The sequence below is a fragment of the Sphaerisporangium viridialbum genome, from assembly GCF_049674955.1.
Taxonomy (GTDB): domain Bacteria; phylum Actinomycetota; class Actinomycetes; order Streptosporangiales; family Streptosporangiaceae; genus Sphaerisporangium; species Sphaerisporangium viridialbum.
This window is the reverse complement of sequence record NZ_CP187232.1, coordinates 4,772,346-4,797,887: the sequence shown is the minus strand read 5'-3', so window position 1 is coordinate 4,797,887 and position 25,542 is coordinate 4,772,346. Positions and strand designations below refer to the sequence as shown.

General features: G+C 71.5%; 30 protein-coding genes and 1 riboswitch. Of the genes, 14 read left to right on the top strand and 16 right to left on the bottom strand.

The window, feature by feature from the left end:
* Nucleotides 1-75: 75 nt before the first annotated feature.
* The 5 genes from ACOZ38_RS21625 to ACOZ38_RS21605 form a co-directional block, all read right to left on the bottom strand.
* On the bottom strand, nucleotides 76-504 hold the full coding sequence (locus ACOZ38_RS21625; protein ID WP_424533012.1) for a GNAT family N-acetyltransferase: 429 nt from the start codon (nucleotides 502-504) through the stop codon (nucleotides 76-78).
* 184 nt (nucleotides 505-688) lie between these two features.
* Nucleotides 689-1,753 carry a cobalamin-independent methionine synthase II family protein gene (locus tag ACOZ38_RS21620; RefSeq protein WP_424533011.1) on the bottom strand — a complete coding sequence of 355 codons (1,065 nt, stop codon included), beginning with the start codon at nucleotides 1,751-1,753 and terminating at the stop codon, nucleotides 689-691.
* 59 nt (nucleotides 1,754-1,812) lie between these two features.
* Nucleotides 1,813-2,388: a GNAT family N-acetyltransferase gene (locus ACOZ38_RS21615; RefSeq protein WP_424533010.1), complete on the bottom strand. Its 576-nt coding sequence runs from the start codon at nucleotides 2,386-2,388 to the stop codon at nucleotides 1,813-1,815.
* Nucleotides 2,389-2,469: 81 nt separating this feature from the next.
* Nucleotides 2,470-3,540, bottom strand: a complete 1,071-nt coding sequence (locus tag ACOZ38_RS21610) for a hypothetical protein (RefSeq protein ID WP_424533009.1) — start codon at nucleotides 3,538-3,540, stop codon at nucleotides 2,470-2,472.
* A 361-nt stretch (nucleotides 3,541-3,901) separates the two neighbouring features.
* Complete coding sequence (locus ACOZ38_RS21605; RefSeq protein WP_424533008.1) at nucleotides 3,902-4,063, bottom strand: hypothetical protein; 162 nt, start codon at nucleotides 4,061-4,063, stop codon at nucleotides 3,902-3,904.
* A gap of 19 nt (nucleotides 4,064-4,082) precedes the next feature.
* Between ACOZ38_RS21605 and ACOZ38_RS21600 the strand changes: the two genes are divergently transcribed.
* From ACOZ38_RS21600 to ACOZ38_RS21590, 3 genes are all read left to right on the top strand, one after another.
* Nucleotides 4,083-4,823, top strand: a complete 741-nt coding sequence (locus ACOZ38_RS21600) for a DUF4118 domain-containing protein (protein ID WP_424533007.1) — start codon at nucleotides 4,083-4,085, stop codon at nucleotides 4,821-4,823.
* A gap of 419 nt (nucleotides 4,824-5,242) precedes the next feature.
* Nucleotides 5,243-6,262, top strand: coding sequence for a hypothetical protein (locus ACOZ38_RS21595; RefSeq protein WP_424533006.1), 1,020 nt, complete (start codon nucleotides 5,243-5,245; stop codon nucleotides 6,260-6,262).
* 278 nt (nucleotides 6,263-6,540) lie between these two features.
* Nucleotides 6,541-7,158: a fasciclin domain-containing protein gene (locus ACOZ38_RS21590; RefSeq protein ID WP_424533005.1), complete on the top strand. Its 618-nt coding sequence runs from the start codon at nucleotides 6,541-6,543 to the stop codon at nucleotides 7,156-7,158.
* A 1-nt stretch (nucleotide 7,159) separates the two neighbouring features.
* On the opposite strand, the gene ACOZ38_RS21585 is transcribed toward ACOZ38_RS21590, so the two are convergent.
* Both ACOZ38_RS21585 and ACOZ38_RS21580 read right to left on the bottom strand, forming a co-directional pair.
* Nucleotides 7,160-7,426 carry an Lrp/AsnC ligand binding domain-containing protein gene (locus tag ACOZ38_RS21585; protein ID WP_424537064.1) on the bottom strand — a complete coding sequence of 89 codons (267 nt, stop codon included), beginning with the start codon at nucleotides 7,424-7,426 and terminating at the stop codon, nucleotides 7,160-7,162.
* Between the two features lie 12 nt (nucleotides 7,427-7,438).
* Nucleotides 7,439-7,537, bottom strand: coding sequence for an AsnC family transcriptional regulator (locus tag ACOZ38_RS21580; RefSeq protein ID WP_424533004.1), 99 nt, complete (start codon nucleotides 7,535-7,537; stop codon nucleotides 7,439-7,441).
* Nucleotides 7,538-7,630: 93 nt separating this feature from the next.
* Between ACOZ38_RS21580 and ACOZ38_RS21575 the strand changes: the two genes are divergently transcribed.
* Together ACOZ38_RS21575 and ACOZ38_RS21570 are read left to right on the top strand one after the other, a co-directional pair.
* Nucleotides 7,631-8,500: an LLM class flavin-dependent oxidoreductase gene (locus tag ACOZ38_RS21575; protein WP_424533003.1), complete on the top strand. Its 870-nt coding sequence runs from the start codon at nucleotides 7,631-7,633 to the stop codon at nucleotides 8,498-8,500.
* Nucleotides 8,497-8,922 (top strand): nucleoside deaminase, encoded by a 426-nt coding sequence (locus ACOZ38_RS21570; protein WP_405148568.1) that lies wholly within the window; start codon nucleotides 8,497-8,499, stop codon nucleotides 8,920-8,922. The genes ACOZ38_RS21575 and ACOZ38_RS21570 overlap by 4 nt, the downstream gene beginning before the upstream one ends.
* Here ACOZ38_RS21570 and ACOZ38_RS21565 read toward each other — a convergent pair.
* The 4 genes from ACOZ38_RS21565 to ACOZ38_RS21550 form a co-directional block, all read right to left on the bottom strand.
* Entirely contained in the window at nucleotides 8,913-9,782 is an 870-nt protein-coding gene (locus ACOZ38_RS21565; RefSeq protein ID WP_424533002.1) for a pentapeptide repeat-containing protein, read from the bottom strand. The two genes, ACOZ38_RS21570 and ACOZ38_RS21565, sit on opposite strands and share 10 nt — an antisense overlap.
* 243 nt (nucleotides 9,783-10,025) lie before the next feature.
* Complete coding sequence (locus tag ACOZ38_RS21560; RefSeq protein WP_405152015.1) at nucleotides 10,026-10,433, bottom strand: YciI family protein; 408 nt, start codon at nucleotides 10,431-10,433, stop codon at nucleotides 10,026-10,028.
* A 234-nt stretch (nucleotides 10,434-10,667) separates the two neighbouring features.
* Nucleotides 10,668-11,342: a class I SAM-dependent methyltransferase gene (locus tag ACOZ38_RS21555; protein ID WP_424533001.1), complete on the bottom strand. Its 675-nt coding sequence runs from the start codon at nucleotides 11,340-11,342 to the stop codon at nucleotides 10,668-10,670.
* Nucleotides 11,343-11,399: 57 nt separating this feature from the next.
* Nucleotides 11,400-12,275, bottom strand: a complete 876-nt coding sequence (locus tag ACOZ38_RS21550; RefSeq protein WP_424533000.1) for an LLM class F420-dependent oxidoreductase — start codon at nucleotides 12,273-12,275, stop codon at nucleotides 11,400-11,402.
* Between the two features lie 479 nt (nucleotides 12,276-12,754).
* Nucleotides 12,755-12,846, top strand: a riboswitch (Fluoride riboswitch).
* Between the two features lie 130 nt (nucleotides 12,847-12,976).
* On the opposite strand from ACOZ38_RS21550, the gene crcB (ACOZ38_RS21545) reads away from it, so the two are divergent.
* From crcB (ACOZ38_RS21545) to crcB (ACOZ38_RS21535), 3 genes are read left to right on the top strand one after another with little or no spacing between them, the layout of a single operon-like run.
* Nucleotides 12,977-13,543 (top strand): fluoride efflux transporter CrcB, encoded by a 567-nt coding sequence (gene crcB / locus ACOZ38_RS21545; protein ID WP_424532999.1) that lies wholly within the window; start codon nucleotides 12,977-12,979, stop codon nucleotides 13,541-13,543.
* Complete coding sequence (locus ACOZ38_RS21540; RefSeq protein ID WP_424532998.1) at nucleotides 13,540-13,896, top strand: DUF190 domain-containing protein; 357 nt, start codon at nucleotides 13,540-13,542, stop codon at nucleotides 13,894-13,896. Before crcB (ACOZ38_RS21545) ends, ACOZ38_RS21540 begins: the two co-directional genes overlap by 4 nt.
* A complete protein-coding gene (gene crcB, locus ACOZ38_RS21535; RefSeq protein WP_424532997.1) occupies nucleotides 13,893-14,261 on the top strand; it encodes a fluoride efflux transporter CrcB in 369 nt (122 codons plus the stop codon). Before ACOZ38_RS21540 ends, crcB (ACOZ38_RS21535) begins: the two co-directional genes overlap by 4 nt.
* 6 nt (nucleotides 14,262-14,267) lie before the next feature.
* On the opposite strand, the gene ACOZ38_RS21530 is transcribed toward crcB (ACOZ38_RS21535), so the two are convergent.
* Nucleotides 14,268-15,701: a DHA2 family efflux MFS transporter permease subunit gene (locus ACOZ38_RS21530; protein ID WP_424532996.1), complete on the bottom strand. Its 1,434-nt coding sequence runs from the start codon at nucleotides 15,699-15,701 to the stop codon at nucleotides 14,268-14,270.
* Between the two features lie 78 nt (nucleotides 15,702-15,779).
* Between ACOZ38_RS21530 and ACOZ38_RS21525 the strand changes: the two genes are divergently transcribed.
* Entirely contained in the window at nucleotides 15,780-16,430 is a 651-nt protein-coding gene (locus tag ACOZ38_RS21525) for a TetR/AcrR family transcriptional regulator (protein ID WP_424532995.1), read from the top strand.
* A 224-nt stretch (nucleotides 16,431-16,654) separates the two neighbouring features.
* On the top strand, nucleotides 16,655-17,581 hold the full coding sequence (gene sigJ / locus ACOZ38_RS21520; RefSeq protein ID WP_405148586.1) for an RNA polymerase sigma factor SigJ: 927 nt from the start codon (nucleotides 16,655-16,657) through the stop codon (nucleotides 17,579-17,581).
* A 39-nt stretch (nucleotides 17,582-17,620) separates the two neighbouring features.
* On the opposite strand, the gene ACOZ38_RS21515 is transcribed toward sigJ, so the two are convergent.
* On the bottom strand, nucleotides 17,621-18,205 hold the full coding sequence (locus tag ACOZ38_RS21515; protein WP_424532994.1) for a helix-turn-helix domain-containing protein: 585 nt from the start codon (nucleotides 18,203-18,205) through the stop codon (nucleotides 17,621-17,623).
* A gap of 182 nt (nucleotides 18,206-18,387) precedes the next feature.
* Between ACOZ38_RS21515 and ACOZ38_RS21510 the strand changes: the two genes are divergently transcribed.
* Nucleotides 18,388-19,347 (top strand): LLM class flavin-dependent oxidoreductase, encoded by a 960-nt coding sequence (locus ACOZ38_RS21510; protein ID WP_424532993.1) that lies wholly within the window; start codon nucleotides 18,388-18,390, stop codon nucleotides 19,345-19,347.
* A gap of 185 nt (nucleotides 19,348-19,532) precedes the next feature.
* Here ACOZ38_RS21510 and ACOZ38_RS21505 read toward each other — a convergent pair whose 3' ends face one another.
* The gene (locus ACOZ38_RS21505) at nucleotides 19,533-21,098 is read right to left on the bottom strand and encodes an MFS transporter (protein ID WP_424532992.1); all 1,566 of its coding nucleotides are present in this window, start codon (nucleotides 21,096-21,098) and stop codon (nucleotides 19,533-19,535) included.
* Nucleotides 21,091-21,918, bottom strand: coding sequence for an NAD(P)H-binding protein (locus ACOZ38_RS21500; RefSeq protein WP_424532991.1), 828 nt, complete (start codon nucleotides 21,916-21,918; stop codon nucleotides 21,091-21,093). The genes ACOZ38_RS21505 and ACOZ38_RS21500 overlap by 8 nt, the downstream gene beginning before the upstream one ends.
* Before the next feature lie 82 nt (nucleotides 21,919-22,000).
* Here ACOZ38_RS21500 and ACOZ38_RS21495 point away from each other — a divergent pair, with 82 nt between their 5' ends.
* The 3 genes from ACOZ38_RS21495 (at nucleotide 22,001) to ACOZ38_RS21485 (ending at nucleotide 24,854) form a co-directional block, all read left to right on the top strand.
* A complete protein-coding gene (locus tag ACOZ38_RS21495) occupies nucleotides 22,001-22,951 on the top strand; it encodes a cupin domain-containing protein (protein ID WP_424532990.1) in 951 nt (316 codons plus the stop codon).
* A 182-nt stretch (nucleotides 22,952-23,133) separates the two neighbouring features.
* Nucleotides 23,134-24,042: an ABC transporter ATP-binding protein gene (locus ACOZ38_RS21490; RefSeq protein ID WP_424532989.1), complete on the top strand. Its 909-nt coding sequence runs from the start codon at nucleotides 23,134-23,136 to the stop codon at nucleotides 24,040-24,042.
* Nucleotides 24,039-24,854, top strand: coding sequence for a hypothetical protein (locus ACOZ38_RS21485; RefSeq protein WP_424532988.1), 816 nt, complete (start codon nucleotides 24,039-24,041; stop codon nucleotides 24,852-24,854). Before ACOZ38_RS21490 ends, ACOZ38_RS21485 begins: the two co-directional genes overlap by 4 nt.
* Before the next feature lie 36 nt (nucleotides 24,855-24,890).
* Here ACOZ38_RS21485 and ACOZ38_RS21480 read toward each other — a convergent pair whose 3' ends face one another.
* Complete coding sequence (locus ACOZ38_RS21480; RefSeq protein WP_405148612.1) at nucleotides 24,891-25,538, bottom strand: response regulator; 648 nt, start codon at nucleotides 25,536-25,538, stop codon at nucleotides 24,891-24,893.
* Between the last annotated feature and the right edge of the window lie 4 nt (nucleotides 25,539-25,542).

Below are 25,542 nucleotides of genomic sequence, written 5' to 3'. Positions count from 1 at the left end.
TTCACCACGGGCGTAGCCGTGAGCGAGGGCGCGCCGTGCTTCCTCCGCTTGGCCGGCGAGGTGCCGGTTCGGCGACTACAAGGCGATCAGCCCGGCGCTTGTGGGCGCGAATCCGCAGGCGTCGAGGTAGAAACCGCGCAGGTGGTCCTCGAAGTCGACGTGCAGCCACTCGCACCCCGCGGCGCGCGCCTCCTGGGTCGCGATCGCGACGAGCCGGGTGGCCACGCCGTGGCGGCGATGGCGCGCGGTGACCAGGGTGTCGAGGAGGAAGGCGTGGACGCCGCCGTCCCAGGCCACGTTGACGAAACCGGCGAGCGCACCGAGGCCTGCCGCCTCGCGACCGGTGGCGGCGCCGTCCTGCCGGGCGCAGACCCATCCCAGGCTGTGGCGATTCACCTGTGCCCACCAGTCGTCGTCCAGCGGCGGATGCTGGAAGCCCTCCGCGTGCAGGGCGTTGACCTCGGTGTTGCCGAAGGTGCCGCGCCATTCGAACGTGATCGTCATACGGGCGATCGTGGGCGTGCCCGGGCCGGGCCCGCAACCGGTTTTCCGGGCCGTGGCGAGGGTGTCTTCGCCCCGGAACCACACCCCGGAACCACGCTCGGCGCCGTCCATGCCTGAGGCCGGAGGCTGGAGAGATGGGCACCCGCGACGCCGCGCGAGTGCCCGTCGGCCGGGATGCGGGGTGTCAGGCTTCGAGGGCTTCGGCGGCGAGCCTGGTGCCCTCCACCCGGGCGGCGATCTTGCCGAACGCGATCTCGCGCGAGGTGGAGGTGTCGTCGGCGAACGGGGCGAATCCGCAGTCGTCGCAGCTGCCCAGCTGGTCGACCGGTATGTACTGGGCGGCCCGCAGCAGCAGGTCGCGTACCTGCTCGGGTGTCTCGATGCGCGGGTCGATCGGATCGGTCACCCCGATGAAGACCCGCACCCCTGAGGGCAGGTTGTCGCGGATGATGGCCAGCACCCGGTCGGGGTCGGGCTCGCTGGCCAGCTGGATGTAGAAGTTGCCGGCCCGCAGCCGGAAGAGCTTCGGCAGCAGGCCCGCGTAGTCGACGTCCAGGCTGTGGGTGGAGTCCTGGTCGCCGCCCGGGCAGGTGTGCACGCCGATGCGGGCCCGTTCGGCCGGGCTGAAGCGCTCCAGCACCTGGTTGTTGAGGGTGACGAAGTCGTCGAGCAGGCCCCCGCTCGGGTCGAGCTTGAGCGACAGCCTGCCTTCGGTGAAGTCGAGTTGTACGACGTGGGCGCCGGCGTCCAGGCAGCCGCGGATGTCCGTCTCGGCCTCGGCGGTCAGGTCGTCCAGGAAGGATTTGCGGGGGTAGTCGGCGATGCCGTCGGCCGGGTAGAGCAGGCTCAGCGCCGACGGTGCGATGACCGCCTGCTTCACCGGGAGGCCGGTGTGGCGCTGTGCTTCCCGCAGGTAGGTCTCGGCGTGCACCTGGTATCGGAACGGGCCTGAGGTCAGGCGCGGGAGCTGCCGTGTGTGGCCGTCTGCGAACGGGATGACCGCGCCGTCGGGGCTGAGCCCGTCCAGCCCGGTGATGGGGTAGGTGGCGAAGCTCGGCTTGGACTGCTCTCCGTCGACGAGGACCGGGCAGCCGAGTCGCTCCAGGCGTGCGACGGTGTCGGCGACGGCCTCGGCCTGCCGTGCGGCCAGCTCGGCGTCGCCGGTACGGCCTTCGGAGTGACCGGCGAGCGCGGCCAGCAGAGCGGGGGGTCGGGGGATGCTGCCGATAGGTTCGGTAGGAATGCCCATGAGGCGAGCCTAGATAACGATCTGTGCTTCATCAATCACCGATCCAGACCCCCGGCGTGTCAGCGGTGGGGCAGGGTCGGATGCGGGCTGTCGCCGGCCGTGGTGCTGGTGATGGCCCAGCGCTCGTGGTCCCGCCAGGCGCCGTCGATGAACAGCAGGTCGGGGGAGAGGCCCTCGTAGCGGAAGCCGGCGCGCCGGACCAGCTTCAGCGAGGCGTGGTTGCCGGGCTGGATCTGGGCTTCCAGCCGGTGGAGCCGCAGTTCCTCGAAGGCGTAGCGCAGCACCAGGGCGAGGCCTTCGGACATGTACCCCTGGCCGGCGCTGGGGGCGAAGGCCGCGTAGGCGAGGGAGCCGTTCTGGAAGCGTCCGCGGATGATGCTGTTGATGTTGATGGTGCCGGCGATGGCACCGGTCTCCCGCACGTGGACCAGCAGGCCTTCGGCGGACAGCGGGTCGTCGAACCGCGCGAGGTAGGTCTGGAACTCCTGCGGTGTGGTGGGCAGTGACATGTACGGGTGGTGCAGGCCGGTGCTGGCGCGGACCAGTTCGACGAACCGGTCCTGGTCGTGGAGGGTGAGCCGGCGCAGGGCCACGCGGGAGGAGCCCGCCGCGTGACCGGCCAGGGGCGTCGCCACAGCCGTTCCTTCGCCTTCGTGGTTGTGCGTCACGAGTGGAACGGTATCGCGGCTGGTGTCCCGGCCGTCGTCATCCCGGGGTCACTTGCTCACGGCGAGCTTGCTGACCTCCCGGTGTTCGGCGGTCCTGGTGTCGACGATGGTCTTGATGACGTCCTTGGGCGCCCCGGACTCCAGTAGCGAGGCCTGGGCCACCAGCCGGGCGGCAGTGGTGCTCACGCCCTTGAGCAGGGCCTTGTCGGCGCCCCAGTCCTCGCCTTGCAGGGCCTTCGCCGCGTCGCGCAGGGCGGCGGCGGTCGCCAGCCGGGTGTCGCGGTCGTTGAGCGCGTCCTGCTGGAGCGAGGCCGCGTCGTAGAGGGAGTCGCCGTCGAAGTTCTTCACCGACCTGCCCGTGGAGCGCTCGCCGTGGCCGCCGCGGTCGCCCGCGTCGACGGTGGCGAACGGCAGCAGGTTGCGGAAGCACAGGTAGGCGGTGGCGGCCTCGGAGGCGTCCGTGGCCTCCAGCACCGTCCTCGCCGCGTTGAAGATGTCGTAGATCTGGCCGCCCTCGATCTGGTCGGCGGGCAGGAGCCGGTCGAGTGCCATCAACTGCGACTGGAGGTCGATCTTCACGGCGCGGCCCAGGGCCGTGATCGCCTCCGCGTCGGTCCTGGTGTCGGCGACCAGCGCGTTGACGGCCATCGTCTCCACGACCCATGCCGTGGTGTGCGATCCCATGCCCGCGACGCCGGTGGGCGCGGGTGCCCTGCCGTTGATGGTGAGACGTGGCGTGCCGGTGGAGTTGTAGCCGACCACCAGTTCGTCGCTCCTGGCGTTCTCGATCCAGCCGTTCCGGGTCGCCGGAGCGGGCGTGGGCTTGAACTTGTCGTACGCCGCGCTGAAGGCGTCGAGGAACGGCTCGAGCGCGGTCTCGACGCTGACGTCCGGGTTGAAGAAGGAGTAGGTCCTGCCGATCACGTCCTGGAGGCGCTCGGTTACCGTGACCTCGGGTTCGTCGCCGAGGAAGCCGGAGACGATGACGGCTCTGGGGTAGGCGGCCGCCATGGTCTGCTGGTGGTCGTGCAGCAGGTGGGCGAGGATCAGGGCGGCCCGGGGCACCGCCCCCTCGACCCGGTCGCCGATCTCCCTGACGGCGTTCCTGGCGATCTTCATCGCGTCGACGACCAGGGGCTTCTGCCGTCTCGTGCGCGGTGAACCCGGCCGCGCGCCATGGCTGTCGGAATGTGAAGTGGATTTCCGTTCCGCCGGCCCTGCGGATGTCCCCGGCCGGTATTGCCGGCTCCCCGCCGCCTTGACCGCCCCCGTTTTCGCCCATGGCGACGTGACGCCGGGGTGCCGGTGTTCACGCGGCTCACATTCACCGCCTGGCCAAAGTGGCCATCGGTGAGATGGGGCAGTGCAAGAATGCGGCGGCGTCTAACCGGCGTCAAGATGGGCGACGAAATGGGTAAACGCCTGGAATTTCGGCTGATAACTATCAGCATGGAGTGGAGTTCGCCTACCGCAGGGCGCCTCAGCGGCGGCGCGTCCGTACGGAGTCGTCCCCCCGGGTGGCGCGCCACCACTCTCCGGCCACCAGGGCGTACCCCGAGGCGATCGCCGCCAGCGCGACGGGTTCGGATGGCCTGGTCGGAGAGGGTGCGGCCGGGTAGGGGTAGGGCGTCGGCCTTGGCACACAGGACGGGGGTGCGGCTGTGCTTCGCTACCTGGACAGGGACCGCCTCGCGATCGTGGCGGCACTGGTGGCCCCGCTGGCCGTCTCGGCGGTGCTCGTGCCGTTCCGCGCGGGCCTGTCGAACACCAACGTGGCCCTCGCGCTGGTCGTCGTCGTGGTCGCGGTGGCCGCCAACGGGGACCGCCTGGCGGGCGCGCTCGCGGCGGTGTCGGCCGCCCTGTGGTTCGACTTCTTCTTCGCCCCGCCCTACCAGCGGTTCACCGTCACCAGCCCCGCGGACATCCAGACCGCCGCCCTGCTGCTCATCGTGGGCCTGGCCGTGTCCCAGCTGGCCGCCCGGGCGCGGCGCCTGCGGGTGGTCGCGGTCACCGACGCCGGCTACCTGGCCCAGATCCACGACACCGCCGAGCTGGCCCAGTCGTCCAGGTCACCCGAGGTGGTGGTCGACCACGTCAGGGCCCAGCTCACCGACCTGCTGCAGCTGCGCGGCTGCCGCTTCCAGTACGGGATCCTGATCGGCCACCCGCCCCGGCTCGAGCAGGACGGCTCGGTGGTCTGGGGACGCAGGCGCTGGGACGTCGACCGGCTGGGTCTACCGGACGAGGAGGTCGAGCTGCGCACGCTCGGCAACGGCCATTTCTACGGCCGGTTCCTGCTCGACCCCACACCCGGGGCCGTCCCGCCCCTGCAGGCGCGCCTGGTGGCGGTAACCCTGGCCGACCAGGTGGGCGCCGCGCTCGACACGGCCGCCAACGGCTAGGCCAGGCACCCTGCTGGTCATATGATCGCGTGTTCTCAATGCAGTCACATGACTGATGGCATTTAGCAGCAGGGCAACCCGGCCAACCGGCACCGGGCGGTACCGCTGACCCTACGACCAGTTCCGGTACGCCTGCGCCAACGCCGTCAGCGAGGAGGAGGCCAGGGAGCTGTACGACGCCTTCGCCGTGCCCCCCGGCGCGCCGCTGTTCCAGGCGCCAGAAGGACAACCAGGCGATCACGGAGATCGTCGAGATCCCCGGCCGGGGCCACGCGCTGACCATCGAGCTGGCGCGAGGTCGCCGACACCGCACTCGGGTTCGTCAAGCGCTTCGTGTGACCGGCGCCGGACGAGACCAGGCGAACGCGCCTCCAGGGCACCGGGATGCCCTGGAGGCGCGCGGGTCCTAGAGTGATCGGGTGCCTGTCGAGCGGCTGACCCACAACCGGTCCAACGGGGTGACCGGTGGCATCTGGCGCGAGGGCGGCGTCGTCCACAAGATCCTCACCCACCGCCGCGACGACGCCCCCGGACACTGGTCCTCCTCCGCCGACCCGAGGCACTGGAACTACTGGCGCAGGGAAGCCCTCGCCTACCGGTCGGAACTTCCCGGGCGGCTCGGCCTAGGCGCGCCGGCCGTGCTCGACATCAGGGAGACCGGCGAAGGCGACATAGAACTGCTGCTGGAGGACGTCGAAGGCCGGCACTCGTCGGCGTTGTCCGTGGCGGACGTCGTCGCGACCGCCCGAGCCCTCGGGCGGAGCCAGGGACGCGCGGACCTTCCCCGGGACCCCTGGCTCAGCACGGGCTTCCTCCGGGACTACAGCACCTCACGCCCTGCCGAGTGGCACCTGCTCGACGACGATCGGGCGTGGTCCCAGCGACTGATCGAGGACCACTTCCCGCGGGAACTCCGCGAGGGCCTGCTGCGCCTGCACCGTGACCGTGAACGCCTGCTGTCGACCATGGAGGCGCTGCCCCGCACGGTCTGCCACCTCGACGTCTGGCCCAACAACATCGTGCGGCGCCCGAACGGTGAGGTGGTTCTGCTCGACTGGGCCTTCGCCGGGGACGGGGCTCTCGGGGAGGACATCGGCAACCTCGTCCCCGACTGCGTCTTCGACCTGCTCCTGCCCCACGACGTGCTCGACGAGCTCGACGTCCGGGCCACGCGGGCCTACCTCGAAGGACTTCGCGAGGCCGGCTGGTCCGGCGACGAACGCGTGGTGCGGCTGGGCATCTGCGCCGGCGCGGTGAAGTACGACTGGCTCACGGTCAGGAGCCTCGAAACGGCCTCGGCCGACCGGCACCGTGGCTACGGCGACGTCACCACCGCCGACCCGGACGCCGGCTACGCCGCCCGAGCGGCCGGCCTCTCCCTCTGCGCCCGCTGGACCCGCGAAGCCACCGACCTCGCCCACACTCTCGGCCTCCACTGACCCAATCCCTTGTTGCCGGGTACACGGCAAAGGGCTCTCCCGCCCGCATTGGGATTTTCGTGGCGTAATTTACAGAAATATCCCCATTAAACGCCACTAAAACGATGTCGATGGAGTTAAGGCGGCATGGAGCACGTTTTAGGGCATGTCGCCCAGGGCGTTGGGTGGGGATGGGAACCGTACGGCGAGAATGGGAGTGTCACCGTCTGCGGGGGCCGTGCCGTGAACGACTCGTTGCGCCAGGTGGCCTTTCAAAGAGCGCAAAAGGGGACAGGCACATGAACACTCGTCTTCTCACCCTTCCGGTCGTGGCGGCTCTGTCGCTCACGACCGCCTACGGCACCTCGGCCGGCGCCGCCACCGGCGCGAGCGGGGCCGCGGTGACGGCGGGCGTCGTCCAGGCGCCGAAGCCCACGCCGGCCTCCTCACCGGTCGGCCCGGGGTGCTCGTCCCTGCCGCAGTCGGGCCCCGGGAGCGTCGCCGACCTGGGGAGGCTGCGGGTGGTCACCGCCGCCGCGCACAGCCCGGACCTGTCCACCTTCTACTCGGCCGTCAACAAGGCGGGTCTGGTGAACAAGCTGAACACCACCAAGGACATCACCGTGTTCGCGCCGACCAACGACGCCTTCAAGAAGCTCGGGAAGCGGAAGCTCGACAAGCTCCTCGCGGACAAGAACGCGCTGACCAAGGTGCTCACCTACCACGTCGTACAGGGCAGGAAGACGCCCGACGACCTCAAGAGGGGCAGCTTCACCACCCTGGAAGGCGGCAAGATCACCACTAGGAACTCCCGTAACAAGATCAAGGTCAACGACGCCCAGGCGGTCTGCGGCAACCTGCAGACCCGGAACGCCACCCTCTACCTGATCGACGGGGTCCTGACGCCCAAGAAGTGAGCTAGGGCCCCTGGGGGCCGCGGTAGGAGAGTGTCTGGCTGTACACGATGCTGGTGGTCGTGCTGCCGAGCTGCGCCAGCTCGTTGACCAGCTGTTCGAGGTGGGCCATCGAGGCGGCGGCCACCTTCAGCGTGTAGCAGTCGTCGCCGGTGGTCCGCAGGCACTCCAGGATCTCGAAGCGCTCGGCGAGCAGCCGGTGCAGGGGCTCGTGCCGGCTCCCCGGGTACTTGAGGCGCACCACGGCGAGCACGGCCAGACCGACCTTCACCAAGGGTCAACCTCAGCGCCTCCGCCGGCCGAGCTCGGTGAGCGGGATGCGGCCGTCCCGCTGCACCTCGACCAGGATCGACCAGTCGGTGGCGTCAAGACTCTCGGTCATCGGGCAAAGATACCGGCAGATCCACGGCTGATCGGCCGGTACGCCGGGAGAAGCCCCTTCCGGCCGCAAGTGATCACTCGATAGCCTTGACCAGTGCAAATAGGGGTGAACGTTCCGAACTTCGGGCCTGGCACCGACCCTGACGTGCTGCGGAGCTGGGCGCAGACGGTCGAGGGCCTGGGCTTCGACCTGCTGATGGTCTCCGACCACGTCGCGGTGACGCCCGACGTCGCCGAGCAGTACCCGGCGCCGTTCTACGAGCCCTTCACCACGCTGGCGTGGCTGGCCGGCGTCACCCACCGGATCCGGCTCGGGACCACCGTGCTCGTCGTGCCGTACCGGCACCCGCTGCTCATCGCCCGCATGGCCGCCAACCTCAACCGGCTCAGCGGTGATCGGCTGGTCCTCGGCGTGGGCGTCGGCTGGGCCCGGCAGGAGTTCGAGGCCCTCGGAGTCCCCTTCGAGCGGCGCGGGAGGCTGACCGACGACCACCTCCGCGCGGTGCGCGCCGCCTGGGAGGACGACAAGGACTACCGAAGCGGGCACATACCGATCTGGGTGGGCGGCAACAGCGACGCGGCCCTGCGCCGGGCGGTACGCCTCGGAGACGCCTGGCACCCCCTGCGGTTCACCCCCGGCTGGCTGGCCGAGTCCGTGGACCGGCTGAAGGCCGTCGCGGCCGAGCTCGGACGGCCCGTCCCGGCGCTGGCCCCCCGCATCGCCCTGCGGCTCACCGAGTCGCAGGTCACCGGCCCGGAACGGCTCGCCGGCGAGGGCACGATCGACCAGATCGCCGACGACCTCGAACGGCTGCGCCTTCTCGGCGCCGGAACCGTCGTGCTCGACCCCTTCAACGGCGACCCGCGCGAGACCTGCCACCCGCGGACGGCGTGGCAGGCGCTCGCGGCCGTGTCCGCCCGCTGGGACCTCGGCGCGCGAAACCCACGAACGGAGCGACAGTGACACACGACGACGAACGCCTTCTCCGCAGGGCCATCGAGCTCGCGAGCGCGGCCAGGGCGGGCGGGAACCCGCCGTTCGGGTCGCTGCTGGCGGGCCCGGACGGCACCGTGCTCGTAGAAGACCACAACACGGTGCTCACCGACGGCGACATCACCGCCCACCCCGAGCTGAAGCTGGCCAGGTGGGCGGCCCGCGAGCTCGACCCCGCGACCGCCGCCGCCACCACGATGTACACCAGCTGCCAGCCGTGCGGCATGTGCGCGGGCGCGATCGAACGGTCCGGCCTCGGCCGCGTCGTCTTCGCGCTCTCCACCGAGCAGCTCACCGGCCTCAAGCCGGCCGCCGCCGCCGCGGGCGCGCGCCAGGAGGGCCCGGCGCTGTTCGACGAGGCGCGAGTGCCGGTCGAGGGCTACTACACCTGACCCGCCGCGGGGGAGCCGATCTCCCAGTGCGCCGGGTGGGTGAGCGGGGGAGGGAGCCTCGTGCCCGCGTCGCCCCTGGCGGCGTGGAGCTGGGACTGGATGAGGAAGATGCTCCCGGTGAGGTCGGCGCCGCTGAGGTTCGCGTCCCGGAGGTCGGCCCCGATGAGGTCGGCCATCCTCAGGTCGGCGCCCGTGAGATCGGCTCCGATGAGGTAGGCCCCGCGCAGGCTGGCGCCTCTGAGGTCGGCGCCTCGGAGGTCGGCCCCGATGAGGTCGGCTCCTCTGCGATCCTTCCTCCTGCGGCCGGCTCCGGCCCGCACCAGCTCGCTCGCGCGCAGCAGCAGGGCGTTGACCTCCTGCCGGTGCGCGGCCACGTCCAGCTCCGCGAGCGCGCCGGGCTCGTCGAGGGTGAGGCGTTCTGTGCGGTCGTACGCGAGGCTCAGCTCGCCGTGGATCGGCCTGGCCGGCTCCAGCGTCAGCGCCTCCGCCAGGTACCAGAGCAGCTCGTGGAGGTGCCGCATGACCGTGAACACCTCGAACATCCGCCTGGCGGTTCCCGGGGCCCGCCGCCAGTCGCGCCCGCCGAAGGTGACCTGGGCGACCTTCTGCCCCGCGCCGAAGCAGTCGTAGACGGTGCACCCCGGAAAGCCCCGCTGCCTGAGGCCGTCGTGGATGCCGCAGCGGAAGTCAGGGCGCAGGTTCGGGCAGGCCTGCCCGGCCGCCTTGTCGATCGCGAAGTCCGCCGAGGCCGAGAAGGCCGGCGCGACGCAGCACAGCGCGAAGCAGCGCTCGCAGTCGGCTCGCAGGTCGAGGCGGCCCCTGTCGGCGAGGGCTTCGGCGTGATCGCGTTTCTCGGACAATGTGCGTGGTCTCCTGGTGGGTCGAGAGCACCGTTTCCGGGCGTTCTAGGCTGGGACTTTACTCTGGTGGACGGGGTCGGCCGGGCGATGGCGGGACCGGTGCGGCGTATCCTCCGGCCGCGGCGGGCCGCCCGCAGTGGGTCCGCCCAAAACCTTCCTCGCGGCCGCCGTACGACCGCGCCGAGGACCTGAGGCGCCGGCCGGCGCGGCAGGTCCTCGACCTCGGTGTCGGGCACGAAAGGGTCAGAGGTCCAGCTCGGCCTGGGATTCCGCGATCGGCCGTACGTCCGCGTAGGCCCTCGCGGCCACGTGGTCAGGAGCCGGGCAGCGCTCCAGCCGGGCGGCGATCTCGGTCGCCCGATCGAAGCTCTCACATTCCACGATCCAGTAACCGGCCAGGACCTCCTGGGTCTCGGCGTACGGACCGTCCGTCACGACCGGAACGCCGCCCCGCGACCCGAGCCTCCTGGTGTGGACCGGAGCGGCCAGCGCTCGCGTCTCGACGAGCTCGCCGGACTCCTCCAGGTCCTTGTTGAACGACTCCATGAACGCGCCCATCGCCGCGAAGTCCTCCGCGGACCAGGCCGGCGTCCCTGTGGTCTTCCCCGCCATGCCGTCGTAGTCCTGCTGCGACCCGTAAGTCAAGATCATGTACTTCACGATCTCTCCTCTCCGCCGGCACCCGTTCGGTGCCTCTCACCAGAGACGTCGAGACTACGGCCCCGCCCCGGACATCCCCCCGCGAACAATTCATGATTTTCCTCCTGCGCCCGCGCGCGGGGCCGCCTGGGGCCAGGTCGCCTGGTCCGGGGGCCCGCGTACGGCCGTGGTGGCCTCACCATGCGTTCATGGGCGGACTGGCCGGGTCGGCGTCGAACCCTGCTTTCACGGGTGGGCGATGACGGCGTACCTCTCGTCGTGGATCGGGCGACCCCACAGGCGGGGATCGGTGAGCGGCTCGACGCGGGAGTGCGCGGCGATCGGCAGCAGCGCCCGCAGGAGACGCTCGGCCCCCACCCCGCCCATCCACGGCAGTGACGTGGCCTCCCCGTAGACGGGCCGGTCGCCGTGCTCGGCAGGGGCGGCCCAGCGGCCCTCGATGAGGACCAGGCGCCCGCCCGGCCGCAGCAGGCCGGCCCAGCGGCGCAGGGCCCCCTCGGGATCGGGCAGGGTCCACAGCAGGTGGCGGGAAAGGATCACATCGTATGACGCCCCCGCCCCCGCCCCCGCCTCCGCGGGCGGGTCGCGCGCGTCGCCCACCAGCGTCGTCACCTCGAAGCCCGCCGCGGTGAGCTTGCGCCTGGCATGCTCGGCCATGAGCGGCGACAGATCGACCCCCACCGGCCGGTGCCCCTGCTCGGCCAGCAACAGGGTCAGGGAACCGGTGCCGCAGCCGAGGTCGAGGACGTCGGCCGGGGACGGAGGCAGCCACGAACGCAGCCGCTCCGCCCACGCGGCCCTGACCTCGGGATCACGAAGACCGTGGTCGGCCTCGTCGTCGAAGGAGGAGGCGGCGGCATCCCAGAAGGACGCGATCGACGCGGTGTTGTCTTCCAGCATCCGCGCATCGTGTCACCCGGCACCGACAAGAACGGCGCCGGGCTCGGTGGACGCCGGTCAGCGGCCCGCTGGGGTGATCAGGGAGACCTGCGGGGCGAGTGCGGCGAGGTGGGCCAGTGAGGTGTCGGCGGCGGCGTCGCCGAAGGCCACGATGACGTGGTCGACGCCGAGGGCCGCCAGCTCGCCGCAGCGCTGGACGCTCTCGTCGACGCTCTGCCCGTCGGCCACGCGCATGTGGAGCGTCTTCTCGATGGCCTCGAAGGGCCGTCCGAGGCGCTCGCAGTGCGCGCGCAGCACGCCGAGCTTGTGCGGCACGTCGGCGCCGAAGAACAGGTTGCAGGCGTCGGCGTACTCGGCGACGAGACGGAGTGTCTTCTTCTCCCCGCTGCCGCCGACCAGGATCTGGGGGTGCGGCCTGGAGAGGGCCTGCGGCGAGTTGAGGGTCCGCTCCAGCGTGTGGTGCCGTCCCTGGTAGGGCTTGTCCTCGTCGCTCCACATCTGCCGGGCGATCTGGAGCGTCTCCTCCAGTCGCTCGAAGCGCTCGGCCAGTGGCGGGAAGCGGTAGCCCAGGCCGCGGGCCTCCTGCTCGTACCAGCCGGCGCCGATCCCGAGGACGGCGCGACCGCCGGACAGCGTGTCCAGGGTGGTGACCTGCTTCACCAGCATGCCGGGCTCGCGGTAGGTGGCGCCGGTGACGAGCGTGCCGAGCGTGACCCGGCTGGTGAGGGCGGCGGCGTAGGCCAGGGCGGTGTACGCCTCCAGCATCGGGTCCTCCGTGGCGCCGAAGTTGGGGATCTGGAAGTGGTGGTCCATCACCCAGAGGCTGTGCAGGCCGGCTTCGTCCGCGCCGCGCGCGACGGCCGCGAACTTCCCGGCGATGGCGGCGTCGCCGCCGGGCCAGCTGAAGCGGGGGCAGGTGAGACCGAGTTTCATCGAGTGCTCCTTTTCGAGGCATGCCGAGCTTCAGGGCATGCCGGAGCGGCCCGCCCTGTCGCGAGGGTTGCCAGGGTGCGACCAGCGCTGTGTCGCGCTGGTTCGTCGAGGGGGACCATCCCCGCGGGTCGCCGAAGGAGCCTGCGGGCATGGTCGAGGGCTGCCCGGGGGAGGGACGTACCTGCCGCTCGCCCAGGTCGGTGGAAGGGACGCCTGGGTGGGCGGGCATGGCGACCGGTGTGGTCGCGAAGGACGCGGGACCCGGTGGAAGACGCGGTGGAGGTGAACCTCACCGCGAGACGGCACCCTGGCGAAGCACGCGCGGCGGTGGACGGTGAAGGGGTCCAGACGGGCCGCGGTGGCGTGGTTCAGCCGGTACCACCGGGAGATCCTATCGTATCCAGCGAGGCACCTGCGCGCCCTCGCCGCCCGCCCGCCTCACCCGAGCCGCGGGCCCAGAACCGCCCCGGCGGTAGACTGCCTGCTACGGCGATGGATCCCGCCGGGACGGTGCCGCTGCCCGCACAGCCGCCGCCCGAACCGCCTCCCGGCTGATGGTTCCTGACGATCCGTCAGGCATTGAGTGGGGGCACTTCATGAGACCTCCTGACGGCCACATCATGGTGCCCGCGCGCCGCCGCACCCGTAACGTGCCGGCCGACGCGTGCGGGAGCATGGTCCATCACGGAAGGGAGTGGCGTGTGACAGCGCATCCGTCTGGGGAGCCGTCCGAGGCGGACGCCCCGAGCGGGAGTGACCTGCCGATCGACTCGGACGTCGACGTCGCCGACGAGCGGGCGCATCCGGAGCGCGACGTCTTCGAGGCCCGTCCCGGGAGGCGTACGGGAGGGGCCGCGAGCGTGCTCCTGGTGATCGCCCTGGGCGGTGGGCTCGGCAGCGTCGCCCGCTATCTGGTGGGCCGGGCGATCCCGACCCCCGCCGGGGGGTTCCCGTGGGCGACCTTCCTGATCAACGTGACCGGCTGCTTCGCGCTGGGCCTGCTGATGGTGTTCGTCCTGGACGTGTGGCCGCCGAGCCGTTATGTGCGGCCCTTTCTCGGGGTCGGCTTCCTCGGGGGCTACACGACGTTCTCCACCTTCACCACCGAGATCCTGCAGCTCGCCCGTGGCGGACACTGGGCCGTGGCCGATTCGTACGCGGCCGGCAGCCTGCTGGCCGGGCTGGTGGCGGTCTGGTGCGGGATGGCGCTGGCCCGCGCCCTGGCCGGCAGCCCGATACGACGCTCTGGCGAGAGGAGTTCCCGATGAGACTGCACGGCAGGGCCGTCCGCCTGACGATCTTCATCGGTGAGACGGACCAGTACCGGCACCGGCCGCTGTACACCGAGATCGTGCACCGCGCTCACCGGCATGGCCTGGCCGGTGCCAGCGTGTTCCGCGGGGTCGAGGGCTTCGGCGCGTCCTCGCTGATCCACACCACCAGGCTGCTGTCGCTCAGTGAGGACCTGCCGGTGGCGATCGTCATCGTGGACGCCGAGCACAAGATCAACGAATTCATGGCGGAGCTGGACGCGCTCGTGACCGAAGGCCTGGTGATCGTGGATCCGGTGGACGTCTACCGCTACGTCGGCAGGAATGCCGAGAGCGAGGCCGGCGGATGACGGTGCTGCTCGTCTTCGCCGGGGGAGCCCTCGGCGCGCCCGCCCGGTACCTCCTTGACCGCTTCATCCAGAAGCGCCACGACACCGTCTTCCCCTGGGGCACGTTCACCGTCAACCTCGTCGGCTCGCTCGTCCTAGGATTCCTCATCGGCCTGGGAACAAGGCTTCACATCCCCCAGGAGGTCCCGATCTTCGTCGGCCCCGGCGTCTGCGGGGCACTCACCACCTTCAGCACCTTCGGCTTCGAGACGACGCGCCTGCTGGAGGAGGGTTCGTTCCTCGCGGCCGGGCTCAACGCCGTGGGCGGCATCCTCCTCGGAGTCCTGGCCGCCGCCGCGGGCTACGCGCTCGCCGTGCTCGCCTGACCGGCATCAGGGTGTCCTCCCGGACATCGCGGGCGCGTCCTGGACGGCGGGCGCCCCGGGCCGGCCGGGCAGGAGCGGGATGGCGGCCAGCACGACCGCGATCATGGCGACGGCGAACCAGTAGATGCCGTGGAAGCCGCGCATCAGGTCGTCGCTGGTCTGCAGGATGAGCGTGACGACGGCGATGCCGATCGCGGCGCCGAGCTGGTTGAGCATGTAGAGCACCGAGCTGCCCTGTGCCACCAGCGGCGCGGGCAGCGTCCTGTACAGCGATCCCATCGTGGGCGCGCCGACGAAGCCGAGGCCGAGGCCCATGACGAGGGCGGCCAGCACGGGCCACGGCACCGCGGTCTCCGCTCCGATCAGGGTGAGGCCCAGCCCGCTGAGTACGGCCGCGAGCGCGCCGCCGCAGGCCGGCCCGCGGGCGCCGAGCCGGTCTGACACCCGTCCGGCCAGGGGCATGGCGATGGCGCCGCCGAGGCCCACCGGCGCCATCAGCAGCCCGGCGGCGAGCGCGCCGTACCCGTGCGCCCGCTGGTAGTACAGCGGCAGCGCGAACAGGGTGGCGAAGGTCGCGAGGCCGACGAGGGCCATGATGGCGACGCTCGCCGTGAAGCCGCGGTTGGCGAACAGCCGCAGGTCGATCAGGGGCCGCGTACGCCGGGCGCGGAGCGCGTGCGCGGTGTAGCCGATCAGCAGCGCGGCGCCGGCGGCCAGGGGGGAGAGCACCTGCCAGGCGGAGAACGTCCCGTGCTCGGCCGTCCGCGACAGGGCCAGGACGAGGGCCGCGAAGCCCGGGCCGATCAAGGTCAGGCCGATGACGTCGAGCCGGGCACGCGGCTGCCGCTCTGGCGGCGGGTCGGCGGGCACCACCCGTATGGCGAGCACGATGGCGATGAGGGCGACGGGCACGCTGAGCAGGAACATCCAGCGCCACGGCAGGACGTTGAGGGTGAGCCCGCCCGCGATCGGGCCGAGGACCGGGCCGAGGGAGAGGACCACGCCCATCAGGCCCATCACCCGCCCGGCGCGGTGGGGGCCGGCGGCGCGCGCCAGCAGGATCAGGACGAGCGGGTCGAGGATGCCGGCGCCGGCGCCCTGCACCACACGGAAGACGATCAGGCTGCCGACGTCCCAGGCGAGCCCCGCGGCGAGCGATCCGGCCAGGAACACGGTCAGGCCGTACAGCCACAGCCTCTTGCCGCCGAACCGGTCGACGGCCCAGGTGGTGAAGGGGATGGTGGCCGTGACGGCCAGCAGGAAGCCGGTGGAGGCCCAGCCGATCGTGCTCAGCGAGGTGCCGAACGCGGTGGCCAGGGTGCCGGTGCCGACGGCGACCATCGTGCTGTTGAGGATGCCGAGCAGCCCGCCGAGGAGGATCACGGCGATCATCCGCGACAGCGGCGCATCGAGACGGTCATCCGGAGCAGTTGAACTCATACGTTCAATCTAGTTATCTAATTGGTTCATACGCAACCAGCCTGTCCGGTCAGTTGAACCGGTCAGTACAATCGGCGTATGACCGGAGCCAGAACCACGGCCGCCTCGCACGGACGGATCGACAAGCGTCACGCCATCGTGGAGGCCGCGTTCACCGTGTTCGCCCGGCAGGGGTACGCCCAGGCGTGCGTGCAGGAGATCGCCGACGAGGCGGGCGTGGCCAAGCCCACCGTGTACAACCACCTCACCGACAAGGCCACCCTGTTCAGGCACGCGATGGAGGCCGCGGCGCGCACCGCGCTGGAGGAGAGGCTGGCGGCGCTGGAGCCACTCTTCGAGCCTGGCGACGACCTGCGCGCGACGCTGGAGGAGGTGGGCCTCACCCTCCTCCGCCACCACTGCGGCGACCGCTCGTGCGCGCTGCGGCGGTTGCTCTACGCGGAGGTCGCGAGGCTTCCCGAGGTGCTCGACATCGTCCGCGAGCACGGAGCGCACCGTCTCAGCCAGGCGCTGGCCGACCGGCTGGCCCGGCTCACGCTCGCCGGGCGCCTGCGCGCCGCCGACCCCGCGCAGGCGGCCGAGCAGTTCCTGGCCCTGCTCACCGGCCCGATGGAGGCACGCTCCAAGATGGGCACCCGCGAGATCGGCGACGCCGAACTACGCGAGGTGACCCGCGGCGCCGTCGACACGTTCCTCCGGGCCTTCGGCCCCGCCGCCCAGAGCGCCTAGGCCGGCTCGCGGCGTCGAGTGCCTGGAGCATGCCGCAGCGAGCGGGCGGGAATGCGGCCGGTGCGTTGCCCGACGCGTCCACCGGTCGCCTCCGCTCTCCCGCCCGTTCGCGTACTACCGGGTGGGGCCCGAAAACTGCGACTTACGGCAACCGGTGTCACACTCCTGGGGCCGCCGGCGCTCTGAAGATGTGACGGTAGCGACCGCGGCAGGAGGGACCCAGGATGTCCGACACCCCGGAGGAGACGGCGACGCGGGTCTTCGTCGGCCATCGAGAGCTGCTGTTCTCCGTTGTGTACAACATGCTGGGCAGCGTCGCCGACACCGAGGACGTGCTGCAGGAGACGTGGCTGGCGTGGGCACGGAGGAGCCGGTCGGCGTCCGGTGAGCGCATCGACAACGCGCGCGCCTATCTGGTGCGCATCGCGGTCAACCGGGCGCTGGCCCGCCAGGCGAGCATCAGCCGCCGCCGGGAGGAGTACGTCGGGCCCTGGCTGCCCGAGCCGCTCGTCACCCCGCCGGACGGCGCTCCGCCGGCGGCCGGCGGCGGTGACGCCTCCGAGCCGGCGGTACGGGCCGAGTCGGTGTCGATGGCACTTCTGGTGGTGCTGGAGACGCTCACCCCGCTGGAGCGCGCGGTGTTCGTGCTGAACGAGGTGTTCGGCTACGCCCATACCGAGATCGCCGGGATCCTGGACCGCAGCCCCTCGGCGATCCGCCAGCTCGCCCACCGCGCCCGCGAGCACGTGCACGCCCGGCGCCCCCGCTACCAGGCGGATCCGCGGGTCCGGCGGCAGGTGACAGAACGCTTCCTCGACGCCGTGGTCGGCGGCGACCTCAACGCGCTGATGGAGGTCCTGGCGCCCGAGGTCACCTTGTGGGCCGACGGCGGCGGCAAGGCGCGCGCGGCGGGCCTGCGGCCGGTCCACGGCCGCGACAAGGTCGCCCGCCTGATCATCGGCGACGCTGCCCGGCGTCCCATCCCCGACCTCGGCGTCCGCCACCGCAGGGTCAACGGTGACCCGTCGGCGCTGCTGATGTCGGGCGACGTGGTCTTCGCGGTCATCGTCCTCGACCTCACCCCCGACGGCGGCCAGGTGCGCGGTGTCTACGCCGTGACCAACCCCGACAAGCTCGCCCGTGTCGGATGAGATGAACTCCTGGCCACCGGCGATGCCGGCCCGGGGGCGTTATTTCGCCTTGGGGCGTGCGCGGACGTGGGCGCGCTCGCCCTGCCTGCCGAACAGGCACAGGAACTCGACGGGTTCGCTGCCGACGCTGCCGAACCAGTGGGGCACACGGGTGTCGAACTCGGCGGCCTCGCCGGGGGAGAGCACCAGGTCCTGCTCGCCGAGGACCAGCCGCAGCCGCCCGTTCAGGACATAGAGCCATTCATAGCCCTCGTGCACCTTGGGCTCGGGTACCTGCGGGCGCGGGCTCGCGGGGATGACCTGCTTGTACGCCTGGACGCCTCCGGCCCGGCGCGTCAGGGGCACCATCGTCCGCCCGAAGCGGGTGATCGGCCGCATGTGGATGCGCGGATCTCCGGTGGGAGGCGCGCCGACGAGCTCGTCCAGTGGGACGCCATGGGCCTTGGCCAGCGGCAACAGCAGTTCGAGGTTCGGCCGGCGCCGGCCGGACTCCAACCGCGACAGCGTGCTGACCGAGATGCCGGTCTCCGCGGACAGGTCGGCCAGCGTGACGTCGCGCTGCTGGCGGAGCGCGCGCAGACGGGGCCCGACCGCGGTCAGGACCTTGTCCAGTTCGTCTTCCATCCTCTCAGCTTGCCAGATCGGCAAGCCTGCTTGCTCCGACGGCTCATGCCGGCGCGCTCTCACCCGCCCCGGCGAGACCTCCCAGGCGCGCCGGCCCGTTGGAGCCGAGGGGTCCGCGGCTTGACACCGATCTAGTTCGTGATAGGAACTATTCGTAACACGAACTAATTAGGAGGCGTGCCATGACGGCGGACGGGAAAGTTCTGTTCGGTTTCGGGCTCGAGACGGGGGTCGGCGAGGTGGACGCGCTGCTCCGGCAAGCGGTGCGAGCGGATCGCGAGGGGCTCGACCTCGTCAGCGTGTCCGACCATCCGTACTTCGCCGAAAGGCTGGACGCGTACGCGGCGCTGGGCGTCGTCCTCGGCCGGACGACCGGCATCGCCGGGGCCGTGAACGTCACCAACCTGCCGAGCCGTCCCGCGCCCATGCTGGCCCGGACGGTCACCGCGTTGTCGGCGCTGTCGGGCGGACGCGTCGTGCTCGGGATGGGCGCGGGCGGGCTGTGGCAGGAGATCGCCAAGCTGGGCGTGGAACCGCTTTCGCCGGCGGCGGCCGTCCGGGCGCTGGAGGAGGCGATCACCGTGGTGAGGGCTCTGTCGGGCGGTGGCGGCCCGGTCACCTTCGACGGGGAGTTCTACCAGGTCGCGGGCCTGGTTCCCGCGCAGGTCCCGACCCCGCCGATCTGGACGGGCTCGCTCGGGCCGAAGTCACTGGCGGTCACGGGGCGGCTCGCCGACGGCTGGATCCCCGGTCACGCCGCCGACTGGCGGAGCTCGCGGTTCGCCCAGTCGCGACCCCTCATCGACGAGGCGGCCGCGGCCGTGGGCAGGGACCCTTCGGAGATCGCGACCGTCTACAACCTCCCCGGCCGCATCACGACCTCGCCGCTGCCGGCCACGCGCGACGACTCCGGACGCTGGATCGGCGGCTCGCCCGAGCAGTGGGCCGACGAGCTCACCACGGCGGTCCTTGAGCACGGGGCGGCGGGATTCACCTACTTCCCGGTCGCCGACGGCACGCCGCCCGACGTCGCGCTCGGCCGGTGGGCGCGCGAGATCGCGCCGGCGGTTCGCGAGGCGGTCCGGCAGGCCCGGCCGCCTGCCGGGAAGGCCGCCGGCACCGATGGGCCCGCGAACGCGTAGGAGCCGTCTCAGCGCGACTCCGGCGTACAGGTGGCCCAGGCGATCTGCGCCGTGGCGTCACTCCGGGTAGCGAGGTCCAACGCCTCAACTGCTTACCGCAGCGTGGTCTCCAGGGCGGCGGGCGGCACCAGATGAACCCAGGCCAGATAGTTCAGTTGAGTGGCATGCTGCGCCGAGGTTGTTCGTTAACGGCACCCCGTCGTGGTCGTGGTCGTTCTCGTTCTTGTCCGCGGCTGACTGCGCTCGCCGGTGGGTGCGACGCGCCGCAGGAGCAGGAGCGCGAGCGCGAGCAGCGCCGCGGCCAGGCTGCCGCTGATGATCGCGGCAGCGTGTAGTCCGGAGGCGAAAGCGTTGCGCACGGTTGCAGCCATCGCCTCGCCGAGCTCGCCGGGGAGGCGTTCGGCGATGGCCAGGCCGCCGCCGAGGTTGCCGGCCGCCTCCCTCACCACGTCTGCGGGCGCACCTACTGGGGAGGCGGCCCGCACGTGGTTGCGGTACACGGCTGCCATCACGCTGCCGGTGGCGGCGATGCCGAAGGCGAGGCCGAGCTCGTAGGCGGTCTGCCCGACTGAGGAGGCCTGGCCGGCCTTGCCCGGCGGGGCGGCCTCGGCCGCGATGGCAGTGCCGAGCACGGTGACTGGTGCCAGGCCCAGCATCATGGCGGTCGCCGCGCCGATCGCCAGGACCGCTCCCGAGGCGTCGCTGGGGAGTGCGGCCATCATGGCGAAGGCCGCGCCGGCCAGGGCCGCGCCCACGGCGATCACGTACGCGGGCCGTACCCGCCGGGTCAGCACGGGGGTGAGCTGCGATCCGGCGGCCAGGCCGAGCGCGGGCAGCACCATGAGCAGGCCGGCCTGGACCGGCGGCAGGCCGCTGACCAGCTGGAGGTACTGCGGCATCAGGTACTCCACGCCGTTCATCGCTGCCAGGCCGATGAACATCAGAGCCAAGGCGGCGGCAAAGGTGCGATGAGCGAACAGCCGCACGTCCAGCAGCGGTGTCGCAGCCCGCCGCTGGCGGCGCAGGAACAGCGCGCCGAAGGCCAGCCCCACGGCCAGCGCCGCGAAGGTCACCGGGGCGAAGCCATTCTCGCCCAGGCTCTTGATCGCGTACACGAGAGGCATCAGGGCCGGCAGGAGCAGCGAAGCGCCGACCCAGTCGAGTCGCCCGGCCTGCGGATTCGCGTGCCGGGGCACCAGTAGCGGCACGACGGCCAGGACGACCAGCATGACCGGCACGGCGACCAGGAACACCGAGCCCCACCAGAAGCGCTCCAGCATCACCCCGCTGACCACGGGCCCGATGGCGATGCCGCTCGACAGCGCCGTCACCCACAGCGCGATCGCCCGGGCCCGCCGGACCGGATCGGTGAACATGTGGCTGATCAGCGACAGCGTTGCCGGGACGATGGCTGCGCCCGCCGCGCCCAGGATCGCCCGGGCCGCGATCAGCACGCCCGGGCCGGGAGCGTAGGCGGCCATGATCGAGGCGAGCGTGAAGACCGCGATGCCGAACAGCAGGAGCCTGCGGTGCCCGTACCGGTCGCCGAGGTTGCCCGACAGGACCAGTAGGGAGGCGACGGCGAAGCCGTACACATCGTTGATCCACAGCAGTTGAGTGCTGGACGGGCCGAGATCGGCGGCCAGCGCGGGTGTGGCCAGCCAGAGGACTCCGAGGTCGACGGTCATCAGCAGGGTCGGGAAGAGCAGTACGGCCAAGCCGAGCCAGGGGCGGCGAGAGTGGTCAGACATCGGCTGCCTGCGCCAGGCGTCGGGCGTAGGAGGCGAAGTCGGCGGGTTCGCGACCAAGGGCGCGTCGCACGCCGTCCGACAGCGCAGCGCCGCGCCCGTGGCGGATGTGGGCGAACAGCGCCGAGGTGATCTCGGCGTAGTCGTCTGGGTGTCCGGCCGCGGCCAGTTCGGTGCGGTACTGCTCATCGCTGATCGGTGTGAAGCGTACGGCGCGGCCGGTCGTGCGGGCGATCTCGGCTACGGCCTGTCCCCAGGTCAGTGCTCTGGGGCCGGACAGCTCGTAGATCTCTCCGGCGTGACCGTCGCCGGTCAGGGCGGCGACCGCGACCTCGGCGATGTCCTCGGCGTCGATGAACGGTTCGCGTCCCTCACCGGTGGGTATCCGCAGATCCCCCCGGGCTATCGCGGTAGCGATAAGCGGGTCCTCGCCGAAGTTCTGGGCAAACCAGGACGGCCGCAGAATCGTCCAGGCCACTCCCGCTTCGCGTACCGCGTTCTCTACGGCGAGCCCGGCCGGGTCGCCCATCTCGGCCCAGACCCTGGCCGACAGCAGGACCAGCCGGTCCACACCGTGCGCGACGGCCCGCTTGGTGAAGGCACGCGCCTCGGCCTCGGCGCCCGCGTCCTGGGAATCGATCAGGTAGACGGCGCGGACTCCGGCCAGCGCCGGTTCCCAGGTCGTCTCGTCCACCCAGTCGAATCGCACTGGGCCCGATCGAGACGCCACCCGTGCGGGCACGCCACGCCGATCCAGCAGGGCGGCCACCCGCCGCCCCGTCTTGCCGGTGCCACCGGTGACAAGTGTCGATGAAATAGACATGTCGCCCAGTCAACCGGCGCCAGGCTGGACGGACGATGGCCTATCGTCTGCTCTTGATGTTTGAGCGTCTAAGCTGTCTGACATGGGAGACGCTCTGACGAGCCTGCTGCGTGACATCCGTCCGGTGGGGGCACTGTTCGACCAGTCGATCGTCAGCCCGCCGTGGTCGCTGCGATTCGCCGAGGAGGCACCGCTCACGCTACTGACCATGCTCAGTGGCGAGGCCTGGATCGTGCCTGATCATGGCGATGTCGTACTCCTGAGCACCGGAGACGTGGCGCTCGTTCTCGGCCCCGATTCCTTCACCGTCGCCGACGACCCGGCCACCGCGCCGCTGGCCGTGGTCGACGCGTCCAGATCCTGCACCACGCCTGACGGAGACGAGGTCACCGGCGAGCTGCCGATGTGCCGCCCAGGGGGGCTCACCGGCGGGTCCACCGTGCTGCTCAAGGTCACCTATCAGGTGAGCGGCCAGGTCGGGCAGCGCGTGCTCGACGCGCTGCCCCGGCTCGCCCCCATCCCCGCACTCCCCGGCGGCTGCCCCACGCTGGACATGATCTCCAGCGAGATCCGCGAGGACTCCCCCGGGCAGGAGGCCATCCTCGACCGGCTCCTCGACCTCCTGCTCATCTCCAGCCTGCGCGAGTGGTTCAAGCTCTCCACGACAGACGCACCCGCGTGGTATCGCGCGCATGGCGACCCCATGATCGGCCCCGCCCTCAGGGCCATCCACGATCATCCCGCACGCCCCTGGACGGTCGCCCGGCTGGCCGCGCAGGCCGGTATCTCCCGAGCGGCTTTCGCGCAGCGCTTCACCAGCCTCGTCGGCCGCCCACCGATGGCCTACCTCACCGAGTGGCGCATCTGCCAGGCCGCCGACCTGCTTGCCAACAGCGACGCCACCGTCGATGCCGTCGCCCGCCAGGTCGGCTACTCCAGCTCCTACGCTCTCAGCGTCGCCTTCAAACGCACTCTCGGCATCCGCCCCACCGAACACCGCGACCGATCCCGCGGCATGATGGCGCGCAGCTGATCGGCGAGGTAGTCGAGCACCGCGTCGAAGCCGAGGCGGCCGGTGAGGACGTCCCGCTTCTCCTCTGTGCTGGTGAGCCCGATCACGCGGGAGCCGAGGATCTTGGCTGTCGACTTCGGTGGACGCAGGTGGCGACTTTCGAGGACTGCGACGCGATGGCCCCGGTCCCTAGCGTGAACCACGTGATCGAAGTGGAGAACCTCAGCAAGAGATACGGGGACACGGTGGCGGTCGACGGCCTGACCTTCACCGTGCGGCCCGGCCAGGTCACCGGATTCCTCGGGCCCAACGGCGCAGGCAAGTCGACCACGATGCGGATGATCCTGGGCCTCGACCGCCCCACCGGAGGCCGGGTTCGCATAGACGGCAGGAGCTACCGGGCACTGCCCGAGCCGCTGCGACGAGTTGGGGCGCTGCTGGACACCGGAGCGGTGCACGGGAGACGCAGCGCGTACCACCACCTGCTCTGGCTCGCGCAGAGCAACCGGATCCCGAAGGCGCGGGTGCGGGAGGTCCTGCGGCTCACCGGGCTGGAGGGCGTGGCGGGGAAGCGGGCGGGCGGCTTCTCGCTCGGCATGGCGCAGCGGCTGGGCATCGCGGCGGCGCTGCTCGGAGACCCGCCCGTCCTGCTCTTCGACGAGCCGGTGAACGGGCTGGACCCCGAGGGCGTGCTGTGGATCCGGACCCTGATGCACAGGCTGGCCGAGGAGGGCCGGACGGTGCTCGTCTCCAGCCACCTGATGAGCGAGATGGCACTGACCGCGCGGCACCTCATCGTGATCGGCCGGGGCCGGCTGCTCGCCGACACCTCCGTGCGGGAGTTCGTCGAGGCGGGCGCCCGCTCGCACGTGCGGATCCGCACGCCCGAGCCCGAACGGATGCGCGACGTGCTCGCCGCGGCGGGGCTCGAGGTGGGGCAGGCGGCCGACGGGGCGCTGGAGGTCTACGAGGCGGAGGAGACGCGCATCGGCGAGCTGGCCGAGGCCCACGGCCTGACGCTGTACGAGGCCGGCACGCGGCCGGGCTCGCTGGAGGAGGCGTTCATGCGGCTCACCAGGGACGCCGTCGATCACCGGGGAGACGTGCGATGACCGCGAAGAGTGTGGACGAGGGGGTGGGCGTCGCGACCGTACGAGCCGTCCTGGTCTCCGAGTGGACCAAGATCAGGACCGTGCCGTCGACGGTCTGGACGCCGGTGCTGGCCCTGGCGCTCAGCGCCGGGCTCGGCCGCCTGCTGGCTGGCATGCTGCGCGACTCCTACGCCACCGGCTTGCCCGGGCGTCAGGAGGCGCTCGATCCGATCTTCGCCACCTTCTACAGCCTGACCCTGGGCCAGCTCGCGCTGGTGGTGTTCGGGGTGCTCGTCGTGGGCGGCGAGTACGGCTCGGGGACGATCCGGGCCTCGCTGCTGGCGGTGCCGCGGCGCGGCCTGTTCTACGGCTGCAAGATGCTAGCCGGGACGGTGCCGGTCCTCGCGGTCTCGGTGGTCACGGTGACGGCCACCTTCTTCGCGGCGCAGGCGGGCCTCGGCCCGTACGGCACCTCCCTGTTGGCGGACGGTATGCCGGCCGCCTTCGCCGGCGCGTGCCTGTACCTGACGCTGATCAGCCTGTTCGCCATGGGAGTGACGGCGATGCTGCGCGGCTCCACGCTCTCGCTCGGCATCCTGCTGCCGCTGTTCTTCCTCGGTTCGCAGGGGCTCGGCAACGTCCCGGCGATCAAGGCCGTCACCCAGTACCTCCCGGACCAGGCGGGCATGGTGATCATGCATATCGCCGGCCCGCAGGACGACCCGCGCTGGGCGCGCGACTACGGTCCGTGGACGGGGCTCGGCATCCTCGCGCTCTGGGCCGCCGCCGCCCTGGTCGGCGGCTACCTGGTGATGCGGCGTCGCGACGCCTGAGCGGCATTCCCCCGGCGGGCGGGCGGCGCCCGCCGGTCAGACGGTGCGCGCGTCCCGGACCAGCAGCGCGGCCTGGACGCGGTTGGCGCAGCCGAGCTTGGCGAGGACGCGGCTGACGTAGGTCTTGATGCTGGTCTCGCTCATGTGCAGCCGCCGGCCGATGTCGGCGTTTGACAGCCCTTCGGCCACCAGATCGAGGACCTCGGACTCGCGGGAGGTCAGCGCCGCCATGCGCCGCCGAGCCTCCTGCCATCGCCCCGCCGCCAGCGGGGTGACCATCCCGAGCACGACGCGGGTCACCGCCGGGGAGAGGTAGGCGTCTCCGGCCTCCGCCGCGCGGACCGCGCGGATCAGCTCGTCGGGGGTGCAGTTCTTGAGCACGAACCCGGCGACGCCGTTGCGCAGCGCGCGCAGCACGTTCGACTCCTCGCCGAAGGCCGTCAGCATCACGGCCCGGATGCCGGGGGCGTGCCGCCGCAGCTCGTCCACCGCGCTCAGCCCGTCGAGCACGGGCATGCTGATGTCCAGCAGCGCCACGTCGACGCGGTGCGCGAGCGCCTTCTCGACGGCCGCTCTGCCGTCCCGCGCCTCGGCGACGACCTCGATGTCCGGCGTGGACTCCAGCACCGTCCTGATGCCGGCGGTGATGAGCGGCTCGTCGTCGGCGACGAGGACCCGGATCACGTGA